Source organism: Vibrio sp. E150_011 (assembly GCF_053544015.1).
Genome location: NZ_JBHFOL010000011.1, coordinates 44,408 through 67,490, shown reverse-complemented (window position 1 = coordinate 67,490; position 23,083 = coordinate 44,408). Strand labels below are relative to the sequence as shown.

Below are 23,083 nucleotides of genomic sequence, written 5' to 3'. Positions count from 1 at the left end.
TATGCCTATTGACGTCAATGTGCAGTATGGCAAACATCCCAAGCAATGCATTGAAAAATGTGTCGTTTGAACTCAATGCGAAAAAGCAGGGTGTTATCGTTGTCGATCTGTTGAATCACGGCAGTGTTGTGGATGTAGAAGGCATGAATAATGGTCTCAGTGTGGTCTTGAAGCAGACCAAGATACGGCCAGAGCAACTGTCGATTTTGGATGTTAAAGACTTTGCCACCCCAGTAAATCAGCTCGAACTTTTTGATGACGCTCCTGATGTTCGTTTATTGGTTGAAACCAAGACTAACGTAGATTACGTCTATGAAATACAAAAAAATCAACTCCGAGTGACCATCGTTCCTATGACGAAAGCCAGAACCGATGAACAGCAATTTCTGCTCGCCAATAAAGGCAAACTGACATCGATTAATTTTCAGGATATCCCAGTGAGAAGCGTATTGCAGCTATTGGCGGATTATAACGATTTTAATCTGGTTGTGTCTGACACCGTACAAGGGAATCTAACGTTGAGGCTGGATGGCGTGCCGTGGACTGAGGTGCTAGACATTATTCTGCGAGTGAAGGGGCTTGATAAACGGGTGAATGGCAATGTGGTTTTGGTTGCACCGAAGGCAGAGTTAGATTTGCAAGAAAAATTGGCGCTGGAGAAAGGTCGTCTCGAAGAGGAAATCGGTACGCTTAACTCTGAGATTATTAAGATTAATTATGCCAAAGCCTCTGAGATCGCAGTGATGATAGGGGGAGAAGGTGAAGTGAGTATGTTGTCTGAGCGCGGCTCCATTGCCATTGATGAGCGCACAAACTCGCTGTTAATTCGAGAGTTGCCAAGTAACATTACCGTGATTCGAGAGATTATTGCCTCATTGGATATACCGGTAAAGCAGGTCCAGATTGAGGCGCGTATTGTCACGATTAATGAGGGCAATATGGATGAACTGGGTATTCGCTGGGGCGTCACTAAGGTGAATGGTGATACCACAATAGGGGGCTCAATTGAAAATAATTTAGCGACCATTGGGCTCTATGATTCGGGCGATGACTTTGTGGATGATTTTTTGAATGTCAATCTTGGAGCCACATCAGATAGCGCGGCAAGACTGGCGTTCCAGGTCGCCAGTTTAGGGTCTAATGTCTTGCTGGATTTAGAATTGTCTGCCCTTCAACAAGAATCAAAAGCCGAAATTATATCGAGTCCTAGGTTGATTACTACCAATAAGAAGTCCGCGTATATTGAACAAGGAACGGAGATACCTTATCTAAAAGCTGCTTCTAGTGGCGCGACAGCGGTAGAATTTAAAAAAGCGGTATTATCGTTGACGGTTACGCCGCAAATTACGCCGGATAATCGACTTATTTTAGACCTCAACGTCACTCAAGATAGACCCAGCCAAGTCGTGAAAACAGGGGAAGGGGAGGCTGTTGCCATTGATACGCAACGGATCGGGACACAAGTGCTCGTCAACAATGGTGAGACGGTCGTGTTGGGCGGCATTTTTCAACACAGTATTACCAATAGCGTCGATAAAGTCCCATTGTTAGGGGATATTCCTGGTTTAGGGGCGTTATTTAGGCGAACTTACGAAAAAGTGGGGAAAAGCGAATTATTGATCTTTGTAACGCCAGAAATAATTGTACAGTAACTAATTGTAAATGCTCACTTTATTGAAAATAGTGAAAAATAAAGTTGCATTACGGTCACCTTACCTTGATAATTTCGGGTCTTATCACGTCTTGTCTGTGAGGAATCGGTGTCACAAGCCCTTTTTCCGATGCTTTTTTTCGGTATTTTCTTGTGGCGATGTCATTGAATTAACGTTGTAAATTACTGCTAAACATGGCTGAAAAACGTAATATTTTTCTTGTTGGCCCTATGGGCGCCGGCAAAAGCACTATCGGTAGACACCTAGCTCAACAACTTCATATGGAGTTTGTTGATTCTGATACCGTTATTGAAGAACGCACTGGTGCAGACATCTCTTGGGTGTTTGACGTCGAGGGCGAAGAAGGCTTCCGCATTCGTGAAGAGTCGGTGATTAATGATCTGACTGAGGAGCAAGGCATTGTCCTTGCGACTGGTGGTGGTTCGGTTAAGAGTAAAGAAAACCGTAATCGACTATCTGCACGCGGAATCGTTGTATATTTAGAAACCACAATTGAAAAGCAGCTTGCTCGCACCAACCGCGACAAAAAGCGCCCATTACTGCAAACGGATGATCCGCGTGAAGTATTGGAATCGCTCGCGGATGAACGCAACAACTTGTACAAAGATGTGGCGGACTACACTGTGCGTACTGATGATCAAAGTGCAAAAGTGGTAGCCAACCAAATCGTAAAAATGCTAGAAGAAGGTTAATTACAACCTTCTTGAACGGAGAGCAAACCATGGAACGGATTACGGTTAATCTTGGTGAGCGTAGCTACCCTATTTCAATTGGTGCCGGGTTATTTAATGACTCGGCGCAATTTTCTCAAATTCCAGATGGAAAATCGGTGGTACTGATTACCAATACCACGGTTTCCCCTCTTTATTCTCAAGCCATCCTCAATCAATTGGATAGCAAAGGTTGTCAAACCTCGTTGCTAGAATTGCCTGATGGTGAGCAATACAAAACACTTGAGACCTTCAACACAATTATGACGCACCTATTATCCGGTAATTATGGCCGTGATGTTGTAGTGGTGGCATTAGGTGGGGGGGTTATTGGTGATCTTGTTGGGTTTTCGGCAGCGTGTTTTCAGCGCGGTGTTGATTTTATCCAAATCCCTACAACTCTACTTTCCCAAGTCGACTCTTCGGTAGGGGGTAAAACCGCAGTTAATCATAGTCTAGGTAAAAATATGATTGGTGCATTTTATCAACCTCAATCGGTGATTATCGACATTAATTGCTTGAACACATTGCCGGAGCGAGAATTTGCTGCGGGTATGGCCGAAGTGATTAAGTATGGGATCATCTACGATGCGGAATTCTTTGATTGGCTGGAGAGTAATCTTGATAAGCTTTATCAACGGGATCAAGTAGCATTGACTTACGCCATTGCGCGTTGTTGTGCCATCAAGGCTGAAGTGGTGGCGTTGGATGAGAAAGAATCCGGTATTCGAGCATTATTGAACCTAGGTCATACATTTGGTCATGCCATTGAAACTGAACTAGGGTATGGTAAATGGCTACATGGAGAAGCGGTATCGTCTGGTACGGTGATGGCAGCGCATACAGCGCAGTTGCTTGGTGATATTTCAGCAGCGCAAGTTGAACGAATTATCACGATTTTAACGCGCGCAAAACTGCCTGTTCACACACCAGAATCAATGACATTTGATGATTTCATGAGTCATATGATGCGAGATAAAAAAGTGTTGTCTGGTCAGCTTCGTTTGGTATTGCCAACGACGATCGGTGATGCTCAAGTTGTCTCTGATGTACCCAATGAGTTGATTGAGAAAGCGATTGATAAGTGCCGTATCTAACTGCTGAACAATAAGTTAGTAGGTATTTGATTCATCGACAAAAGGCTCCTAATAGGGGCCTTTTTTAGATCTCAGGGTTCTTTGCTGGCCCGAATTGCGTGTGGTTTTGAGCGTTTCGTGTCTTAATATTAGTGTTTCTCCTCCTAATATTAGCATTCCGCATCTTAATCTTAGCGTTTTTCCTTTTAACATTAGCGTTTCGCCGTTAAATTGAAACACCTCACCTTTGAACTTAAGCCTTAAGTGTGAGGGGGGTTTTTGACACGAAGAATTTTGACACGAAGAGTAACGAGCCAATGAGTTTGTCTTATGAAATGCGAGTGATGGAATTGGACTCGCAGACCCATCTTCTAGAACGACTGCAGTTACTGACTCAGTTTTCATCGAACTTTGTTGCGGTGAAAGGAGAGGCTGGGATGGGAAAAACATGGCTGTCGCATCGTTACTTGGAATCATGGGCACATGGCAAAAATCAGTCGTTGGTCACCAGTTTTCCCAATCAAGATGACCAGGTAATTCGTGGCAATATATTACGTCAGCTGTTTCCATTGGCTTTGTATAGTGAGACCGATACCTTACACGACAGCGTTGAGCGAATTCTGGAAGGAGAGGCTTGCGATGTGGTGGTCGTTGTTGATGACGCCCAGCACCTATCTCAAGCGCTCTTGGCTGAGCTTTGGTTACTTGTTCTTGCTACGCATAATGTCGGTCACCAAACGGTGAGTGTGGTGCTGTTCAGTGCCAGCAATCACACATACGGTCGTGTTGCTCGGCTTAGCCATGGTTTAGAGATTAAACCGATAGAGTTGGAAGTCGATGAGCTGTCTAAATCGGAAGCCAAACGGCTTTTTGAGACATTAGTGTTACGCTACGCTGATGAAAGTGTTGAAAAAAGAATCAAAACTGCGTTTACTAAGGCGAGACCCATCCCTGGGGATATCTTGGTACTAGGAGAGCAAACAATGGAAAAGAAAGTGATTATTCGTTCACTGGTTGGCTCGCCAGCTAAGATTGCTGCATTGGTTATTGTGTTGATCATTCTTATTTTTTTAGGCTACCGCTCATTACTGCAACCGTCAAATGACCAAGTTGAGGTTATCGATAGTGGTGACGACGTCGTGATCACCACACCGGATTCTGATATTGATGCGTCCTCTGCAGAGCAAATTAGCAATGCTAATCAAGAAATGCCGGCAGTGGAATCTACCATTGATGATTCTATGGCGTTGCCTCCTCAGGTGACCTCTGAGACCGCTAGCGTGGGGGAATCAGAAAGTGGTGAGCGAGTGGTGATTACCTCTGATGTCGTTGATGCCTTATTAGAAGATAATACAGCGATTGCGGTGGCGAAGGCCGCTGAGATCCAAGCGGTAGTGCTACCGGAAAACACGGTTGTGGATGTAGAGAGCGATGAGGTGCTGCAAACACCGATTACCTTCTCTTTTGCCCGTGATGAGCTAAAAGCGATGGCAGCCAACACGTACACCTTGCAAATGTCAGCGATGACGAGCATGGATGACGTGCAGCGTTTTTTGAATGAACACACGTTTGACAAGCCAGTGCGCGTATACCCAACTATTCGTAATGACGAGAAGTGGTACATCGTGACTTACGATCAGTATTCGAGTATTCAGGCAGCACGTGATGCGGCTGAGGCGTTACCTGAGGCGCTGCGTTCGCTTGGGGCTTGGGCAAAATCATTGAGTCAAGTTCATCGGGAAATTGATCGTGGGCAAGCGTCGTCTTCGCAGTAAGTTCAAGGCTGTGTTGATGCGAGAAAGGTCAACATAACAGATTGAATTATGATATATTCCCCTCCCTTAAATTTTGGGTGGCAGTAAATAGAGCAAGCAATGAAAAAGCAACGCGCCTTTCTAAAGTGGGCTGGTGGAAAGTATGGCTTAGTCGAAGATATTCAAAAGCATTTACCAGACGCTAGGAAATTGGTGGAGCCCTTTGTTGGTGCTGGTTCTGTCTTTTTGAATACCGATTATGACCAGTATTTACTCGCCGATATAAACCCGGATTTAATTAATCTCTACAATCTGCTAAAAAACGATCCAGATAGGTACATTGAAGAAGCCAAGCGCTTCTTTACCCCTGAGCATAATCGCAAAGAGGTGTACCTTGGGGTGCGTGCTGATTTTAATCAGAGCGATGATGTGTTGTTTCGTTCTGTTGCCTTTCTATATATGAATCGATTCGGTTTTAATGGCTTGTGCCGTTACAACAAAAAAGGCGGCTTTAACGTACCTTTTGGTTCTTATAAAAAGCCTTATTTTCCAGAAAAAGAGCTGATTTTTTTCGCAGAAAAAGCCAAAAAAGCAACGTTTGTCTGTGAGGGTTACCCAGAAACCTTCAGTCGCGCTCGCAAGGGGTGCGTTGTGTATTGCGATCCGCCTTATGCACCGCTTTCGAATACGGCAAACTTTACCTCATACGCGGGCAACGGTTTCTCGTTAGATGACCAAGCCGCATTGGCGGATATCGCGGAACATACGGCCTTCGACCGCCAGATTCCAGTGCTGATTTCCAATCACGATACCACCTTGACACGACGCCTGTATCACGGCGCTCAGCTCAATGTGGTGAAGGTGAAACGTACCATTAGTCGCAATGGCTCTGGGCGTAATAAGGTGGATGAGTTACTTGCGTTATTTGAAGCTAAAGCCAAGCCTGAAGCAAAAGTGATATCGGATCTGGATAAGCGCTAGGCTTTCTTGACCGCCTTCGGTAGAATTGCGCGCAATTGTTGCTCGCTAATCCATTCTATTGAGGTCAGGTATGACAGATTTTCTAATTGCGCCATCCATTTTATCCGCTGATTTTGCACGTCTTGGCGAAGACGTTGAAAAAGTGCTAGCTGCTGGCGCTGATGTTATCCATTTCGATGTCATGGATAACCATTTTGTACCTAACCTGAGCTTTGGCGCGCCAATCTGTAAAGCGCTTCGTGATTACGGTATTACGGCTCCAATTGACGTACATTTGATGGTAAAGCCTGTAGATAGCCTGGTTCCTGACTTTGCGAAAGCGGGCGCTTCTATGATTACCTTCCACATTGAAGCAACTGACCACGTGGATCGCACCCTACAACTGATCAAAGAAAATGGTTGTAAAGCTGGGGTGGTACTTAACCCAGCTACACCATTAACTTGCCTTGATTACATCCTTGATAAAGTTGACATGATCTTGCTGATGTCAGTTAACCCAGGCTTCGGTGGTCAATCTTTCATCCCTTCTGCGCTTGATAAACTGCGTGAAGTTCGTCGCCTTATTGATGCCTCTGGCCGTGATATTCGTCTTGAAATCGATGGTGGTGTTAAGGTGGATAATATTCGTGAAATCGCGGAAGCGGGCGCCGATATGTTTGTCGCAGGCTCTGCTATTTTCAATCGTCCTGATTACAAAGAAGTGATCGACGAAATGCGTGCTGAGCTGGCGAAAGTACAGAAGTAATCAAGAGAATTAATGAATGCCATCTATTAAACTTGTCGTTTTCGACCTCGACGGTACGCTCCTTGACAGTGTTCCCGATCTTGCCCTTGCTGCTGATCAAGCTGTGCAAGCGCTGGGTTACCCAAGCGTGACTGAAGAACAGGTCCGTGATTATGTTGGCAATGGTGCTGATGTGCTTATTGCTCGTTCATTGAGTCAGAGTGTGACGGTGAACCCTGAGCTCTCACCTGAGTTGTGTGATAAAGCCCGCGTGCTGTTTGATGACTTTTATGCGGCTAGTGGTCACAAACTTAGTCACCTCTATGCGAACGTTCACAGCACGTTAGATACGTTAGTAGCAAAAGGTTATACCGTTGCGCTGCTTACCAATAAGCCATCTAAGTTTGTGCCTGAGTTGCTTGAGCAACACCAACTCGATAAGTATTTCACTCATGTGCTAGGTGGCGACGCGTTTCCCAATAAAAAACCGGATCCCGTTGCACTCAATTGGTTAATGGAACAAGAGCGTGTCTTGCCACATGAAGTCTTGATGGTTGGGGATTCTCAAAATGATATCCTTGCCGCCCGCAATGCCGGCTGCCTAGCATTTGGGTTAACCTACGGTTATAACCATGGTGAGCCAATCGCGAATGCAAACCCCGACTTTGTCGCTGATGATGTTGCTGAAGTACTGAATGCCGTCGAAAAGGGTGCATTAATCACGACAAACTAGCGCTGAAATGCCACAAGGTATGAATATACGGGGCATAGCGATAAAAAAGTCTTCATGGCTATGGCAAAATACTTTGCAATGAGTACACTGCTAAAACCGCGTAAGAAATTACGCGGTTTTTCATTATCCTAATTATCTCGTTAAGAAGTCGAAGGAATCATAGTTATGAGCAAGCCCATCGTATTGAGTGGTGTTCAACCATCAGGTGAACTAAGTATCGGTAACTACTTGGGTGCTCTACGTCAATGGCAACAGATGCAAGACGATTACGATTGTCAGTACTGCGTAGTTGACCTTCATGCGATTACGGTTCGTCAAGATCCGAAAGCCCTGCATGAGGCCACATTAGACGCTCTGGCAATCTGTCTCGCAGTTGGTGTTGACCCTAAGAAGAGCACGTTATTTGTCCAGTCACACGTACCGGAACATGCTCAGCTTGGTTGGCTTCTTAACTGTTATACCCAGATGGGTGAGCTGAATCGTATGACTCAGTTTAAAGACAAGTCTCAGCGTTATGCCAATGATGTGAATGTCGGCCTATATGATTACCCGGTATTGATGGCCGCGGATATTTTGCTATATGGCGCACACCAAGTGCCGGTAGGTAGCGACCAAAAGCAGCACCTTGAACTTGCTCGTGATATCGCGACTCGTTTTAATAACATCTATACACCAGAAGCGCCGCTGTTTACTGTGCCAGAACCGTACATCCCAACGGTGAATGCACGCGTGATGAGCCTACAAGACGCAACGAAAAAAATGTCGAAGTCGGATGATAACCGTAGGAACGTCATCACCTTACTAGAAGAGCCTAAATCGATTTTGAAGAAAATTAACAAGGCACAAACCGATGCAGAAACGCCGCCACGCATTGCCAATGACTGGGAAAATAAGGCCGGTATCTCTAATCTGATGGGCTTGTACTCGGCAGCAACGGGTCAATCGTTTGCAGAAATCGAAGCACAGTACGCGGGTGTTGAGATGTATGGCCCGTTCAAGAAAGATGTCGGTGAAGCCTTGGTGGCGATGCTAGAGCCAATCCAAAGCGAATATAAGCGTATTCGTGCGGACCGAGCTTATATGGATGACGTAATGCGTCAAGGCGCTGCTAAGGCCTCTGAGCGCGCAGCCGTAACGCTAGCAAAAGCGTATAAAGCGGTGGGTTTTGTTACCCGCCCATAGCGATTAACCTCGTGTTTATATTGAAGCCCCTTGGTTTACCCAAGGGGCTTTTTTTATGCCTGATTTTTGTGTTTATGTGACTAACTTTTTTTGTTGATAGTTGGGTCTTGTTTCAATACTTCATAATTCGAATGAGATCTTCACCTCAGTTATTCATGTGATCGTTTATCAATTGCAAGATAAATGACAACACTCGTCTCGAAAATAGCAACTTATATACAACGATGTGCGTTCAGGCAAAGGATACATTGCCATCAAATTCGAGGTGAATAATGACAAGCACAAACAAAAAGCAGTGGTTAGTACTTTTCGTATCGTCAGCATTAGCGGGTGGCGCAAGTGCTGAGGTATTTCTTTCACAATATGTAGAAGGAACCAGTTTTAATAAAGCCATCGAGGTGGCGAATTCCAGTGACGTAGCGGTTTCACTTAGCAATTATCAGTTGGCAAAATCACCCAATGGTAATGGCACTTGGAATACATTAGATCTATCCAGCTACACCATACCCGCTAATTCAGTGTTGGTGTTTGCGAATGAAAAAGCCAGCCCGGAAATTCTAGAAAAATCGACATTGGCCACGGCAAATCAAGTCGTCAATTTCAATGGTGATGACCCGATTGCCCTGTTTAAAGATGGGAAAATTGTCGATGTGATTGGCGAAATGGGGAGTGCCTTTGGTGAGAATAAGACCTTGGTACGTTACGCGAATCACTTCCAACCTTCTTCGAGCTATCAGCCAGAGCAGTGGGCAGTCTTAGGTAGCAATGACATTACCGGTTTAGGTCAGCTGGAAGCCGTAACACCTCCGGTGGCTTTTCAGTGTTTAGAGGAGGGAAACCCTCCGCTCTTTACCGCTATTCAAACCATACAGGGTGAAGGTGGGCACTCTCCGTTTATTAGCGGTTATCCGTACATCACCACAGAAAGCTTCTTTGTTGAAGGGGTAGTGTCTGCGGTGACAACCAGTATCAGTAAAGGCTTTTATTTGAATGCCTTGCAGGATGACCATAACGAGCTGACATCGAATGGGTTGTTTGTTTACACCGAATCGAACCACAACTTGAAACCTGGCGATGTGGTTTGTGTGAAAGGTCAGGTTCAGGAATATTATGGACAAACACAGCTTAAGCCTTCGCAACAAGATTGGCTAAAACAAGATGAGCAAACACCACCGTCGGCGGTGCCTGTTGTCGCAATAGAGTCTGATGAAAACTTTGAGCAAACCTTGGAGCGATACGAAGGGATGTTAGTGGCACTGCCCAAAAACCTTGATATGCGGGTGACGAGGACGTTTGGTTATGATTACGCATCACGCCGAAACAACATGGTGCTATCACATGAACGGGTAAACCCACATCCAAATCAAGCTTTCCCCGCTGGGTCTGATGAGGCGATATCACAAAGCGAAGAGAATACGCTAAGGCGTCTGTTTGTGGAATCTGATCAACCAGCGCCTAATGGTGTCGTCCCTTATTACCCTGATTTTGCTAAAACGGATATTGACCAAGATGGCAGTACCGAGGACTACATTCGAATTAACGATGGCTTGTTTGGTATCGAGGGTGTGATTGGTTATAGCTATGGTGAGTATCGCCTTATCGCGACCAATACGATCACTTCAAACAACTTTATTCGCCATACCCCGCGCACAGCCGAGCCTAATTTAATCGACCAACCGTGGAATAAGGCCGATCTTCGAGTGGCGACATTTAATGTTCTGAATTACTTCAACTCGCCATTTGGTGGTGACGAGAATCGATTTGGCAGCAACCGAGGTGCGAACACGGCCGATGAGTTTGCGGCACAACAAGAGAAAATCTTACAAGCTTTGGTGCGCTTGGACGCTGATATTATTGGCTTGATGGAAATTGAAAATAACGGATTTGGCGATGATGGCGCGATTGCACAACTGGTGCGCGAGCTGAATGAACGGTTAGATTCGAAAAAGAAACAATATGCGTATGTCAGTACCGATTCAAATGATGATGGTGTGATTGATAAGCTTGATAGTGTCGGGACCGATGCGATTACCACCGGTGTAATTTATCGACCTAAGTCAGTAAAACTCAAAAACGTTAACGTCTTTGAAATGCCAAGACAGGTGGCGCCTGAAGTGGTAGATGACAAGGGTAAGGTGATTGAAGATGGTAAAAACTATCAAAGAGACACCCTCGCTCCAACCTTTAAAGTCAAAGGTGGCAAAGAGGTACTGACGATTGCGGTGAATCACTTTAAGTCGAAAGGCTCAAAATGTTGGGAAGATGCGGCTCCTGAATCAGCTGGCGGTCAAGGTGGACAAGATGTGGATCAGCAGGGCTCGTGTGAGCAGTTTCGGGTTGCCGCTGCCGTAGCACTTGGTGACGCACTTGAGGCGATTGATGGCCATAAAATGGTACTGGGCGATCTGAATGCTTACGGTAAAGAGGATCCTTTATTGATACTGACGGATTACAGTACCAGCAACTATGACAAGGTGATCCGGGCGGCTCGTAATACGTTCATCGGAGATCAACAACAATTTGGTGATGATGGGGCGGTGATTACTCACAGTTATGGGTACATTAATGTATTAGGAGAGATGCATTCACAAGGCTGGAGCTATTCTTACAACGACGAGGTTGGGGCGTTGGATCATATCCTGATCAGCCCAAGTTTATCTGGAAAAGTGGTCGACGCAACGGAATGGCACATCAATGCTGGTGAATCGACGTTGTTTGACTACAACGACGAGTACAAGGGCGACCTGCCTAAGTATTTGGATCATTACCGCTCGTCTGATCATGATCCTGCGGTGATTGATCTCAATATCAATGGTGGTTCTATCGGTGCTTTAGGGTTGGCGGCCATGCTTATCATTGGTTGGCGTAGACAACAACGCCACTGATAACCCTCGTGCAGCAAAGCTTACCTTAGCTTTGCTGCCTAACCTCTTCTGCTTTTTTTCTTGCCTTTCTGCCATCTTGTTGCAAAATACCGCCTTATTTTTACAAACACCAGACCGCAGCGAGTGCCATGTTACTTATCATCGATAACTACGACTCTTTTACTTATAACCTGTATCAGTATTTTGCTGAGCTCGGGGTAGAAGTGCATGTGGTTCGTAACGATGAGATTGATATTGCAGGTATTGAGGCAATGAACCCATCACACCTCGTGATCTCACCGGGTCCATGCACGCCAAATGAAGCGGGTATTTCGCTTGAGGCTATCCGTTACTTTGCGGGTAAATTGCCTCTGCTTGGGGTTTGTCTTGGGCATCAAGCCATCGCACAGGTTTTTGGCGGCGATGTTGTGCGAGCGCGGCAGGTGATGCACGGTAAAACATCGCCGATTACGCACACCAGTCAAAGTGTCTTTGCTGGGCTCAATAACCCATTGACTGTTACACGTTACCACTCGCTTATCGTTAAGCGGGAGACATTACCCGATTGCTTTGAAGTGACCGCGTGGACGGAGTGTCCTAACGGTGAGTTTGATGAAATTATGGGCTATCAACACCGCACGTTAAACATTCATGCCGTACAATTTCATCCTGAATCCATCAAAACCGAACAAGGTCACGAGCTGTTGAGTAATTTCTTACAAGGCTAGTGCTTGATCGAGATCACCCTTTCATCTTTTCTTATCCTTCATAAGTTTTACTTATGAAAATGCAAAACTATTCGTTAATACTGATGAGCGAGCACCACAAAGCCCGTGTTGTTCATTTCTTTCCGAACTTGTTAAAAAACACTTCATTTAAATTCAAATTTAATGCATAAATACTCAAGGTGTTATACCTGTGCAGAGCAGACTGATGATCGAAAAGCATTTTCTGCTATTGTAATGGTTAAATAATTGTAAATACAATGCTGCATCAATGAGGGATGGTGAGAAATTTTTTCATCAGTAGAAAGTGTGAAGGTTCGTCCTAAACTTATAAAGGCTTATCTTAAGTCTATGAAGATTCATTCTATGCAATGTAAATTCATCTAAAGCGTATAGCGATAAGGCACCACTAACGGTATGGCAACCACTCGCGGTGCGATGCTGATGCTTGATGTCATCTTTGTGCGAATATCCCCCTTTCCTCGTGTGCAGTAATTAAAAGGAACGTGTTATGACAATGGAAAAAACAGTATCCCGCAAATGGTTTGATGAGGTGATGGTACCTTGTTACAACCCAATGGAAATGATCCCAGTTAAGGGCGAGGGCGCACGCGTTTGGGATCAGCAAGGTAATGAGTATATTGATTTTGCTGGTGGTATCGCCGTGAGCTGTTTAGGGCATTGTCATCCTGCCATGGTGAATGCGATAACAGAACAGGCGAACAAAATATGGCATCTCAGTAATGTGATGACGAATGAGCCTGCTTTGCGTTTGGCGAAAAAACTGACGGAAGTCAGCTTTGCGGAACGAGTCTTTTTTGCGAACTCTGGCGCTGAAGCTAATGAAGCCGCACTCAAGCTTGCTCGTCGTTGGGCTAGCGAGGTTCATGGGCCAGAAAAGTCTGAAATCATTGCATTTAATCAAGGGTTTCATGGCCGTACTTTCTTTACGGTGACAGTGGGTGGTCAAGCGGCTTATTCGGATGGGTTTGGTCCTAAGCCGGGTGACATTAGCCATATCCCTTATAACGACATAGCAGCACTTGAAGCGGCGATGTCGGATAAAACTTGTGCGATTATGATGGAGCCTTTGCAAGGTGAAGGTGGCATTATTTCGCCAGAGCCTGAGTTTGTACAAGCGGTTCGAGAGCTTTGTGACAAGTACAACGCGCTACTAATTTTTGATGAAGTCCAAACCGGAAACGGCCGTACGGGTCAGTTCTATGCATATCAAGGTTTGGGTATAACCCCAGATATCCTCAGTACGGCAAAATCTCTTGGCGGTGGCTTCCCAATTGGTGCCATGCTGACCACAAAGGAATTGGCGGCGCATATGAAAGTGGGCACGCATGGTTCAACCTACGGGGGTAACCCATTGGCTTGTGCCGTCGCGGAAGCCGTGGTTGATGTGGTTTCTTCTCCGGAAGTCCTTGCCGGCGTTGCTGAGCGCGAGGCTTGGTTCCGCGATGGGCTTAATGCTATCAATGATAAATACGATATTTTTTCTGAGATTCGCGGCAAAGGCTTGTTGCTTGGCGCTGCGCTTAACGAACAGTGGCAAGGGCGCGCTCGTGATGTTCTTGTCGCCGCTGGCGCTCAAGGCTTAATGGTTTTGGTTGCTGGTGTCAACGTGGTTCGTTTTACGCCATCACTTGTGATTACCAAAGAAGAAGTGGAATCGGGTCTAGCGAAACTAGATAAAGCGATCAGTACTTTAATGTAAAAGTACGTTGGTGTGCTACTCGTTTGAAACCCTCTCTTGGCTGTGGATGTACCAGGAGAGTTTGCGTCGGAGGGATTATTGATGCTTGTTGTTCGTCCTATTACGATGTCTGATTATGACGCCTTGCACACGTGCGCGGTAGAATCTGGTCACGGCTTCACGTCTCTTCCAGTAAATGAAGAGCTGCTTTCCAATCGAATTACTCACTCTGAATACAGCTTCAGTAAGACCGATGTTACCTCGCCAACCGATGAAGGTTATCTGATGGTTGGTGTCGACAGTGAAACCGGTGAGGTTGCTGGTACCACCGGTATAGAAGGTGCGATTGGTTGGGATGTGCCGTTTTACTCTTACCACATTAGTACTGTGGTTCACTCCTCTCCCAAACTGGGCGTTAACAACACCGTTAAGCTGCTCACCTTTGGCAATAACTACACCGGATGCAGTGAAATTTGCACCTTGTTCCTAAGGCCTGATTATCGTGTTGGCCTTAATGGTCGCTTAATGTCTAAGTCACGATTTCTGATGCTGGCAGAGCACCCGCAGCGCTTCTCTAAAACGATTTTTGCAGAGATGCGAGGCGTATCAGATGCTGAAGGTAATTCACCATTTTGGAAGTGGTTACAAGAGCATTTCTTCTCGATTGAATTCACCATGGCAGATTACCTGACGGGCATTGGTAAGAAGGGTTTCATTGCCGATCTTATGCCTAAGTTGCCGATTTACGTCAATTTGTTGAGTAAAGAAGCGCAAGCGGTGATCGGTCAGGTGCATGACAATACCAAACCCGCGTTGAAGTTGCTCGAGAGAGAAGGCTTCACCTGTCGAAACTATGTGGATATTTTTGATGCTGGCCCGACCGTGGAGTGCGATCTACAAAATATCCAAGCGATTAGGAATTCATTCCGAGCCAAGGTATCGATCTCAGAGCACGCCAGTTCACAAGATTATCTTATTGCAAATACGTCATTTGAACACTTTAGAGCAACAGCCGCGAAAGCCGCTTATGACGCAGAAAGCCAGCGTGTCTTGTTAGCTCCAAGCGTGGCCGAGGCCTTGAACCTTTCTGAAGGTGATATGGTACGTATGCTCGCTCAGTAACAGGCTCTTGATGTTTATCCCGCCACGTTTGGTTATTTTTCGTGGCGTTGAAGACAATGCTCCAACCATTTTTATATGTTAAGGAATTCTCGATGACTCAATGGATCGCAGGACAGTGGGTAGCAGGACTTGGTGAACAATTTCATTCATTGTCACCTTACAATAATGAGGTGGTTTGGCAGGGACAATCAGCCACACCGGCGCAGGTTGAGTCCGCGGTTAGTGCCGCAAGACAGGCGTTTATCTCTTGGAAAAAAACCTCGTTTGAAGCGCGTGAAGCCATTGTATTAGCCTTTGCCGAAAAGCTAAAAGCGCGCAGTGAAGAGATTGCTATAGCGATTGCTAAAGAAACGGGGAAACCGTTGTGGGAAACTCGAACGGAAGCGGGCGCGATGGCCGGTAAGATTGCGATTTCCATTCGAGCCTATCACGAGCGTACTGGTCGCTCACAGCGAGAAGCGGCGGGGAACCAAATAGTCCTTCGTCATCGCCCTCTTGGTGTTATGGCAGTATTTGGGCCTTATAACTTCCCAGGGCACCTGCCCAATGGCCATATTGTTCCAGCGTTGCTGGCAGGGAACACGGTTGTCTTTAAGCCTTCTGAACAAACGCCACTAGTGGGTGAGCTTGCCATGCGGATTTGGCAGGAAGCAGGGTTGCCAGAAGGGGTTATTAACCTAGTGCAAGGCGGTAAAGAAACCGGCATTGCTTTAGCTGATGCCAAAGGTATTGATGGCGTGTTGTTTACTGGCAGTGCGAATACTGGCCATGTCCTACATCGTCAATTTGCCGGTCAGCCTGATAAAATGCTGGCGCTAGAGATGGGGGGCAACAACCCATTAGTTGTCAGTGAGGCGTATGGCGATCTTGATGCAACGATCTACACCATCATTCAGTCTGCTTATATCAGTGCAGGGCAACGTTGTACGTGCGCCCGCCGATTGTATGTTCCCTTTGGCGATAAAGGTGACCAACTTGTTGAAGCCCTGGTCGCCGCGATAGCAAAAATACGTATCGATGAGCCGTTTGCCGATCCGGCACCCTTCATGGGACCACAAATATCCATACAGGCAGCACAACACATCATACAGGCTCAGTCCGCACTGCAAGCCTTAGGCGGCAAGAGTTTGGTTGAGTCACAGCAGCGACAGGCGGCATTTGTGACGCCAGGGTTGATTGATGCGACCACAATTGATGTATTACCTGATGAAGAATATTTTGGCCCGTTGTTGCAGCTTGTACGCTATGAAACGCTAGATCAAGCGGTTGAACTTGCCAATGATACCCGTTTTGGTTTATCCGCAGGACTTATCTCAACCAATGACGACGAGTGGTTGTATTTTGTTGACCATATCCGTGCTGGTATTGTGAATCGTAACCGTCAGTTGACGGGCGCGAGCGGTGATGCACCATTTGGTGGCCCTGGTGCATCCGGTAACCTGAGGCCGAGTGCTTTCTATGCCGCAGACTATTGTGCCTATCCGATGGCATCGATGGAGGGAGACGAAACGATTCTTCCAGCGACGTTAAGCCCAGGACTCGATCTCTAAGGAGCAACATATGAAAGTTGAATGGTTATTTGAGCAACTGTGGCAAGATTATACGACGCGCCTGTGTCCATCCGCCGCGAAAATTCAGGGGTTGCTGAAGGAGCAAGAAGCACTGATTAATGATCACATTGCCTTGCGCACCTTTAATCTTGACCCTGTTGGTATTGAGACATTGGCCAAGCCTTTTCTTGAGCTTGGTTACCAGCAAGGAGGCGAGTATGAATTCAAAGCTAAAAAGCTGTCAGCCATTCATTTAGAGCATGCAGACAACACGTTACCTAAGGTTTTTATTAGCGAACTGTGTGTGGAGCAGTGCTCACCCGAGCTACAGGCCATTGTGACCAAGCTGGTGGATCAAGTTGATAGTGAGGCCGTATCGTCGGCAGATTTTCTGTTTGGTGGGCGTCTGTGGACGTTGAGCTGCGAAGATTATCAAACACTGGCGCAAGAAAGTGAGTATGCCTCTTGGCTTGCCGCTCATGGTTATGGTGCAAATCACTTTACCGTGAGTGTGAATCAGTTGCAGCGATTTGAAGACGTCGTGGCTGTGAATCATTATTTGCGCCAGGCTGGTTTTGAGATCAATGAATCAGGTGGTGAGGTCAAGGGATCACCTGAGGTGTTACTGGAGCAATCATCGACCATGGCTGACAAAGTATTGGTGTCGTTTTTAGGCGAAGAGAAGCGTGTACCTGGAGGTTTTTATGAGTTTGCTAAGCGCTATAAAATGAATAATAACTGCTACTATCAAGGGTTTGTGGCAGCGTCTGCGGATAAAATTTTTGAGAGTACCCATCAATAAATAGACTCACCCTTTCGCCATAAAAAAAGCCACCTTGCGGTGGCTTTTTAATTATTAGTAACGTTAGATATTAACGCGTGCCGTAGACCACAATAGTCTTACCATGAGCAGAGATAAGGTTCTGCTCTTCCAGCATTTTAAGAATACGTCCTACTGTTTCACGAGAACAACCAACGATCTGGCCGATTTCTTGACGAGTAATTTTGATTTGCATGCCGTCAGGGTGCGTCATTGCGTCAGGTTGTTTTGCTAGGTTAAGTAGCGTCTGAGCAATACGACCAGTTACGTCAAGGAACGCAAGGTCACCAACTTTCTGGCTTGTCACTTGTAGGCGACTTGCCATCTGAGAAGATAAGCGCATGAGAATATCTGGGTTAACTTGGATAAGTTGACGGAATTTCTTGAAAGAAATCTCAGCCACTTCACAAGGTGATTTAGCTCGAACCCACGCTGTACGTTCTTGGTCTTCTTCAAATAGGCCTAGTTCACCGATGAAGTCACCTTGGTTAAGGTAAGACAAGATCATCTCTTTGCCTTCTTCATCTTTGATAAGTACTGCTACTGAACCTTTTACGATGTAGTAAAGTGTTTCAGCCTTCTCGCCCGCATGGATTAGCGTGCTTTTTGAAGGGTACTTGTGAATATGACAATGTGAAAGGAACCACTCTAGCGTTGGGTCGGTTTGAGGTTTACCTAGAACCATATTTCTTACTTCCTCTGCAGGGTATGCTTGCTGCTTTCCATATATTATAGCAAGTCCATTGTGTTGAGACTCACTAGCATAAAAGCACTTTGAAGATGGCGCAAGCGATCTTCTGTTTCAAAGAAATAGTATCCTTTTTTGCGCGGACTTTCTTGATTTTAATCGTGTCATCAGACCATTTTCCTATACAAAACTGTGCACATGATCACGGTATAAAAAATCATCTAAGTTTAGGCGCAAAAAACTAACCTATTTTCCCTGTTTCTATTAGCTGCTGTAGTATAGGACGGACAATTAATTCCATCGCAAAACTCATTTTCCCGCCCGGTACGACGATGGTGTTATGACGTGACATAAAGGAACCGTCAATCATTGAGAGTAGATATGGGTAATCGACATTCTTAATGCCCCTTAAGCGAATGACGACGAAACTCTCATCGAGACTTGGGATTCCCTTCGCATTAAGTGGGTTCGACGTATCAACGGTGGGGACGCGTTGGAAGTTGATATGAGTACGCGAAAATTGTGGTGTGATGTAGCTGAGATAGTCGTCCATTGACCGTACTATGGAATCGGTCACTGCTTCTCGAGAGTGTCCACGGTCACGTGTATCGCGAACAAATTTTTGGATCCACTCCAGGTTGACGATTGGAACCATGCCAATCAAGAGGTCAACGTGCTGAGCGGCATTAATGGCACCATCAACAACACCACCATGTAACCCTTCATAAAATAATACGTCAGAGTTTTGGGGTAAGTCTTGCCAAGGCGTGAAGGTGCCCGGCATTTGATTGTATGGGACCGCTTCGTCGAATGTATGTAGATAGCGACGAAATTGGCCGACGCCATTTTGTCCGTAGTTTTTAAAAAAGGTTTCAAGTGCAGGAAAGTCATTGGCTTGAGGGCCAAAGTAACTGATGTGCTTACCCTGTTCTTTTGCTTTGCGGATCTCGACATCCATCTCTGGGCGAGTAAAGCGATGGAAGCTATCGCCTTCGATAAACGCAGGTCTGATGTTCATCATGTTGAACATCTTGCGAAATGCTTCTGATGTTGTCGTTGTTCCAGCTCCTGAGGAGCCTGTCACCGCGATGATAGGGTGTTTCGCTGACATAACACTTCCTGTGTATTTTTAGTATTCATATCCCGATAAGCTGGGAAATGTTGTTTATGTATGGTTTATCTTAATCTGGGCACGAGCTTATCATGAGCGATTCAATCTATAATTGACGGCAAACGTATCGTTAACGGTAAATATGTAGTTAACGGTAAACGTATAGCTACCATCAACTATTTACTGATAAGCAGAGGCTTACTATAGCACCTCATAGCCAAAGGCGAGATATTTACAACGAGTTACGCATCTTGATGTCGACCGTTTCGTGTAATTCAGAAAAGACAATGACGGCTTCTCCCGATTCTAGTTGGCTTCGTACATGTGCAAGTTTATCGGCTAGAGTGTATTCGCTTTCACCGTAATCGGTGCCTTCACGCAATACAAATTCTTGAATCAAATTATCGAGTGTTTCCGATGCGATCTGCTGCCATGGGATAATCATAAATACCTCTCTCTTCTATGATGGTGAGAGTATATCAGAGATGAGCCCGACAGGAGTTATTCAGCAAGGTGTCGATAATAACTTGGCAATACTTCTTCAAGCCAGAAAACGGGTTTGCGCCAGCTTCCAGATAAAAAGCCGACGTGCCCACCTTGTTCGAGTAAACGATAGCTTAGATGAGGGGTCAGCTCATAATCAGGAATCACCTCATGATTCATAAATGGGTCGTCTTTAGCGTGGATAAACTGCGTAGGGATGACGATATCGTTCAAGCGTGGTAGTGCAGAACATCGTTGGTAATAGTCATCAGCGTCCTTAAAGCCGTGAAGTGGCGCGGTAATTAAATCATCAAATTCATAAAGCCTTTTCATTTCTTTTATTCGAGCGGCGGTTAACCCTAATGCCTCGCTGAGTAGGTGAGTTTTTAATAATGCATTTTTCTTCATCGAAGAGAGTAGGTAGCGTCGATATAGTTTGGAAAAACCTTGTTCAATACGGCTAGAGCACGCTGCGAGGTCTAAGGGGGCAGAAACAATCGTCGCACTATCGAGCTTGGTATCTGTCTTATAATGGGCGAGATAGTTAGTCAACATATTGCCCCCAAGGGATATGCCTACGGCTACCTTTTTGGCATTTGGGTAGCGATGATCCAAAAGCTCAATGAAGTGTCTTGCATCCCCGATTTCACCAGAATGATAGGCCCGAGCCAGACGGTTTAGATTGGGACCACATCCTCTAAAGTGCATCATAACCGCGAGCCAGCCTTGTTTTGCGAAGGCGTGCATCAACCCATTGGCATACGGGCTATTAAAGCAGCCTTCTAGTCCATGAAAGAGGACAAAGACCGGCTTATGCTTTGCCTTATCACTGTGGGGATCTTCACTCCATGCCAGTTCAACAAAGTCATCATCGGGGGTCTCAAGCGTTTCCCACACGGGGTCAAACAAGGAACGACGACGGATGAATCGAGGTATCAAGGTTTGAATATGCGGGTTACCGAGTCCCTTGGCGGCGATAAAAGGTTGTAGTGTCGGTGTGTTCATAATGTGAATTCACTGATTGGGTTTGATAATAATAGTGTATTGAGCTTTTCTACGCCGCTCTCTAGCTGTTCGATCGTTTGGGGGGAGCTTAATGAAAGCCGAACCGCAGGAATGACCGTTCCGCCCGGAGGGGCAAACAACTCTCCAGACTTAACAATGACACCTAACTCTGCCGATTTTTGAACAAATTCACTGAGTCGCCACTGCTCAGGTAGGGTTAACCACACATGAAAACCACCGCTTTGGTAGCGCATGTTAAAAGCACCGAGAACGCGCTTGGTGATGGCCAGTCGCTGACTCATTTCATTATGAATGGCGGTGATATTGCGCTCTGCATCGCCAGATAGCAACATTTCACAGGTGAGTGCAATCAGCAAAGGGCTGATCATCCAGCTGTGGTTTTGTAGAGACAGAACAAGTTGTGGGTACAATTTTTCTGGCGCACTGAGATAGCCGACACGTAACCCAGGTGCTAAGCATTTTGAAAAGGCGCCAATATAAATGACGGTTTCTGGTGCCGAGTTTACGAGTGGTGCTGGGGGCGAGTTGAGCAACAAGCCGTTAATGTCATCCTCAATGATATAGACATTGTTGGCTTGGCATAGTGCGATGATAGCCTGGCGCCTTGCGGGTGACATGATAGCAGTGGTTGGATTTTGCAGTGTGGGTGTGAGGTATAAAAAGCGCGGAGAATAGCGCTTGCAGCATACCTCGAGCGACTCCGGTGTGATCCCTTCATCGTCCATTTCAACCCCTTTTAATGTGAGCTGATTTTGCCTTGCAAGTGAGATGACACCGGGGTAGGTGTACTGCTCCACCAACACCGTATCACCCGGACGAGTAAAGGTATCAAGGACCATCTGAATGGCGTGTTGAGCCCCCGAGCTAAACAGCAGCTTGTTGACATCGAGAAGGATGCCTTGCTCTTTCAACCAGTTTGCCACGATAGAGCGATGAGCATCCAAACCAGTTGGCGGTTGGTAAAGCATCAGTTGATTGAGGTGTTGCGAAGATTGTCCTATACGCTGCATGGCCTGCTTGAGCATGTCGCTGCGATCGAGCCGCGGTGGAATGTTGTAGCTAAAGTTGCACTCGTTTGAGTGTTCTGGGAGCTCTTCAAATAACCAGCTCGGCTTCTCATTGTCGGTGACATACGTTCCCGCTCCAACTCGTGCTTCGACAAGCCCCCGACGCTCAACCTCTGCGTAAGCGCGAGTAATGGTACCCACGGTGACGGAGAGCTGATCGGCTAGCCAGCGATGGGTGGGCAGCTTTTCATTGCTCGAGAGTGTGCCATTGTTGATTTGATCGCTGATCTGATCGGCAATCTGTTTATAGATCGGCATCGGATCTTGTTTAGTTACACGAATGCTTGAGATTGTCATGGTGACAATAAACCTTTTGCGTCAAGTTTAATCCATTGTTATGGTTATTTTGTCGGCAATTTATCATTTATGCAACCATAAAATGGCAAATTGTATCGATACAATTTAAGCTATTGGATTAAGGAAGCAGCATGGAATGGTCGTTTATAATGTCAGTCGCTTTGTTTGCGATTGTCATGACAGGTACGCCAGGGCCTAACAATGTGATGTTAACGGCGTCGGGTGCCAATTTTGGCTATGTTAAAACGTTGCCACATTGTCTGGGTATCGGGCTTGGCTTGATCAGTTTGATTCTGATTAATGGCGCAGGGTTAGGGGTGATCTTTACCAATTACCCTGTGGTTCAGACGTTACTCAAATGGCTGGGTAGCGGTTATTTACTGTACTTAGCGTGGCGGATACTATCGGCTGGGATCAGCACTTCGTCGCAAGATGATCAAGCAAAACCGATGACATGCTTTCAAGCGGTCTTATTTCAGTATTTAAATCCTAAAGCATGGTTGATGTCGATCACTGCAGTGAGTTCATTTGCGCTTTCCGGTGAGAGTTATTGGTTCTCACTTGGGGCGATCTGTTTGATCTTCTTATTGATTCAAGTCCAAACGTCTTCTGTTTGGATCGGCTTTGGCACGATAATTCGCCGCTACTTATCGACACCGATAGCTTGGAAGCGCTTTAATTCGAGCATGGCTATGCTCACAGCGTCGTGTGTCTTGTTTATTTGGTAATGTCGTTTGCTTGCTTGTCCGAGTGAGGAATAAGTCGCTAATGTACGAGCATTAAAACGAGTATGAC

Annotated in this window: 20 protein-coding genes; 15 read left to right on the top strand and 5 right to left on the bottom strand. The window is 45.9% G+C overall.

The features are described from left to right. Nucleotides 1–17 precede the first annotated feature (17 nt). The 14 genes from ACE1OE_RS16380 (at nt 18) to ACE1OE_RS16315 (ending at nt 17,598) form a co-directional block, all read left to right on the top strand. Nucleotides 18–1,652 (top strand): type IV pilus secretin PilQ, encoded by a 1,635-nt coding sequence (locus tag ACE1OE_RS16380; RefSeq protein ID WP_449211727.1) that lies wholly within the window; start codon nt 18–20, stop codon nt 1,650–1,652. Nucleotides 1,653–1,846: 194 nt separating this feature from the next. After that, nucleotides 1,847–2,365, top strand: coding sequence for a shikimate kinase AroK (aroK, locus tag ACE1OE_RS16375; protein WP_102469717.1), 519 nt, complete (start codon nt 1,847–1,849; stop codon nt 2,363–2,365). 29 nt (nt 2,366–2,394) lie between these two features. After that, nucleotides 2,395–3,480, top strand: coding sequence for a 3-dehydroquinate synthase (gene aroB, locus ACE1OE_RS16370; RefSeq protein WP_372059767.1), 1,086 nt, complete (start codon nt 2,395–2,397; stop codon nt 3,478–3,480). Nucleotides 3,481–3,776: 296 nt separating this feature from the next. Next, nucleotides 3,777–5,234 carry an AAA family ATPase gene (locus ACE1OE_RS16365; RefSeq protein ID WP_449211658.1) on the top strand — a complete coding sequence of 486 codons (1,458 nt, stop codon included), beginning with the start codon at nt 3,777–3,779 and terminating at the stop codon, nt 5,232–5,234. Nucleotides 5,235–5,333: 99 nt separating this feature from the next. Next, entirely contained in the window at nt 5,334–6,194 is an 861-nt protein-coding gene (locus tag ACE1OE_RS16360) for a Dam family site-specific DNA-(adenine-N6)-methyltransferase (protein ID WP_102469720.1), read from the top strand. 70 nt (nt 6,195–6,264) lie between these two features. Then, nucleotides 6,265–6,939, top strand: coding sequence for a ribulose-phosphate 3-epimerase (gene rpe / locus ACE1OE_RS16355; protein ID WP_102469721.1), 675 nt, complete (start codon nt 6,265–6,267; stop codon nt 6,937–6,939). Nucleotides 6,940–6,955: 16 nt separating this feature from the next. Next, a complete protein-coding gene (locus tag ACE1OE_RS16350) occupies nt 6,956–7,651 on the top strand; it encodes a phosphoglycolate phosphatase (RefSeq protein ID WP_449211657.1) in 696 nt (231 codons plus the stop codon). A 165-nt stretch (nt 7,652–7,816) separates the two neighbouring features. Beyond that, nucleotides 7,817–8,833 (top strand): tryptophan--tRNA ligase, encoded by a 1,017-nt coding sequence (gene trpS / locus ACE1OE_RS16345; protein WP_449211656.1) that lies wholly within the window; start codon nt 7,817–7,819, stop codon nt 8,831–8,833. A 272-nt stretch (nt 8,834–9,105) separates the two neighbouring features. Next, a complete protein-coding gene (locus ACE1OE_RS16340) occupies nt 9,106–11,718 on the top strand; it encodes an ExeM/NucH family extracellular endonuclease (protein ID WP_449211655.1) in 2,613 nt (870 codons plus the stop codon). 128 nt (nt 11,719–11,846) lie between these two features. Then, entirely contained in the window at nt 11,847–12,425 is a 579-nt protein-coding gene (locus ACE1OE_RS16335; RefSeq protein WP_449211654.1) for an aminodeoxychorismate/anthranilate synthase component II, read from the top strand. 508 nt (nt 12,426–12,933) lie between these two features. Further along, entirely contained in the window at nt 12,934–14,145 is a 1,212-nt protein-coding gene (locus tag ACE1OE_RS16330; protein WP_102469726.1) for an aspartate aminotransferase family protein, read from the top strand. A gap of 81 nt (nt 14,146–14,226) precedes the next feature. Further along, complete coding sequence (astA, locus tag ACE1OE_RS16325) at nt 14,227–15,246, top strand: arginine N-succinyltransferase (RefSeq protein WP_102469727.1); 1,020 nt, start codon at nt 14,227–14,229, stop codon at nt 15,244–15,246. A 92-nt stretch (nt 15,247–15,338) separates the two neighbouring features. Then, complete coding sequence (astD, locus tag ACE1OE_RS16320; RefSeq protein ID WP_449211653.1) at nt 15,339–16,796, top strand: succinylglutamate-semialdehyde dehydrogenase; 1,458 nt, start codon at nt 15,339–15,341, stop codon at nt 16,794–16,796. Between the two features lie 10 nt (nt 16,797–16,806). Then, nucleotides 16,807–17,598 (top strand): 2-oxoadipate dioxygenase/decarboxylase family protein, encoded by a 792-nt coding sequence (locus ACE1OE_RS16315; protein WP_449211652.1) that lies wholly within the window; start codon nt 16,807–16,809, stop codon nt 17,596–17,598. 70 nt (nt 17,599–17,668) lie between these two features. Here the strand turns inward: ACE1OE_RS16315 and crp are convergent, their stop codons facing one another. From crp to ACE1OE_RS16290, 5 genes are all read right to left on the bottom strand, one after another. After that, nucleotides 17,669–18,301, bottom strand: coding sequence for a cAMP-activated global transcriptional regulator CRP (crp, locus tag ACE1OE_RS16310; RefSeq protein WP_009602948.1), 633 nt, complete (start codon nt 18,299–18,301; stop codon nt 17,669–17,671). A gap of 244 nt (nt 18,302–18,545) precedes the next feature. Next, nucleotides 18,546–19,415, bottom strand: a complete 870-nt coding sequence (locus tag ACE1OE_RS16305) for a phosphoribulokinase (protein WP_102469730.1) — start codon at nt 19,413–19,415, stop codon at nt 18,546–18,548. Nucleotides 19,416–19,647: 232 nt separating this feature from the next. Then, nucleotides 19,648–19,860 carry a YheU family protein gene (locus ACE1OE_RS16300; RefSeq protein WP_102469731.1) on the bottom strand — a complete coding sequence of 71 codons (213 nt, stop codon included), beginning with the start codon at nt 19,858–19,860 and terminating at the stop codon, nt 19,648–19,650. 56 nt (nt 19,861–19,916) lie between these two features. Then, the gene (locus ACE1OE_RS16295) at nt 19,917–20,903 is read right to left on the bottom strand and encodes a hydrolase (protein WP_372059779.1); all 987 of its coding nucleotides are present in this window, start codon (nt 20,901–20,903) and stop codon (nt 19,917–19,919) included. Then, nucleotides 20,900–22,288 (bottom strand): aminotransferase-like domain-containing protein, encoded by a 1,389-nt coding sequence (locus ACE1OE_RS16290; RefSeq protein ID WP_449211651.1) that lies wholly within the window; start codon nt 22,286–22,288, stop codon nt 20,900–20,902. The genes ACE1OE_RS16295 and ACE1OE_RS16290 overlap by 4 nt, the downstream gene beginning before the upstream one ends. A gap of 131 nt (nt 22,289–22,419) precedes the next feature. Here ACE1OE_RS16290 and ACE1OE_RS16285 point away from each other — a divergent pair, with 131 nt between their 5' ends. Next, a complete protein-coding gene (locus ACE1OE_RS16285) occupies nt 22,420–23,016 on the top strand; it encodes a LysE family translocator (protein WP_372059782.1) in 597 nt (198 codons plus the stop codon). The last annotated feature ends 67 nt before the right edge of the window (nt 23,017–23,083 follow it).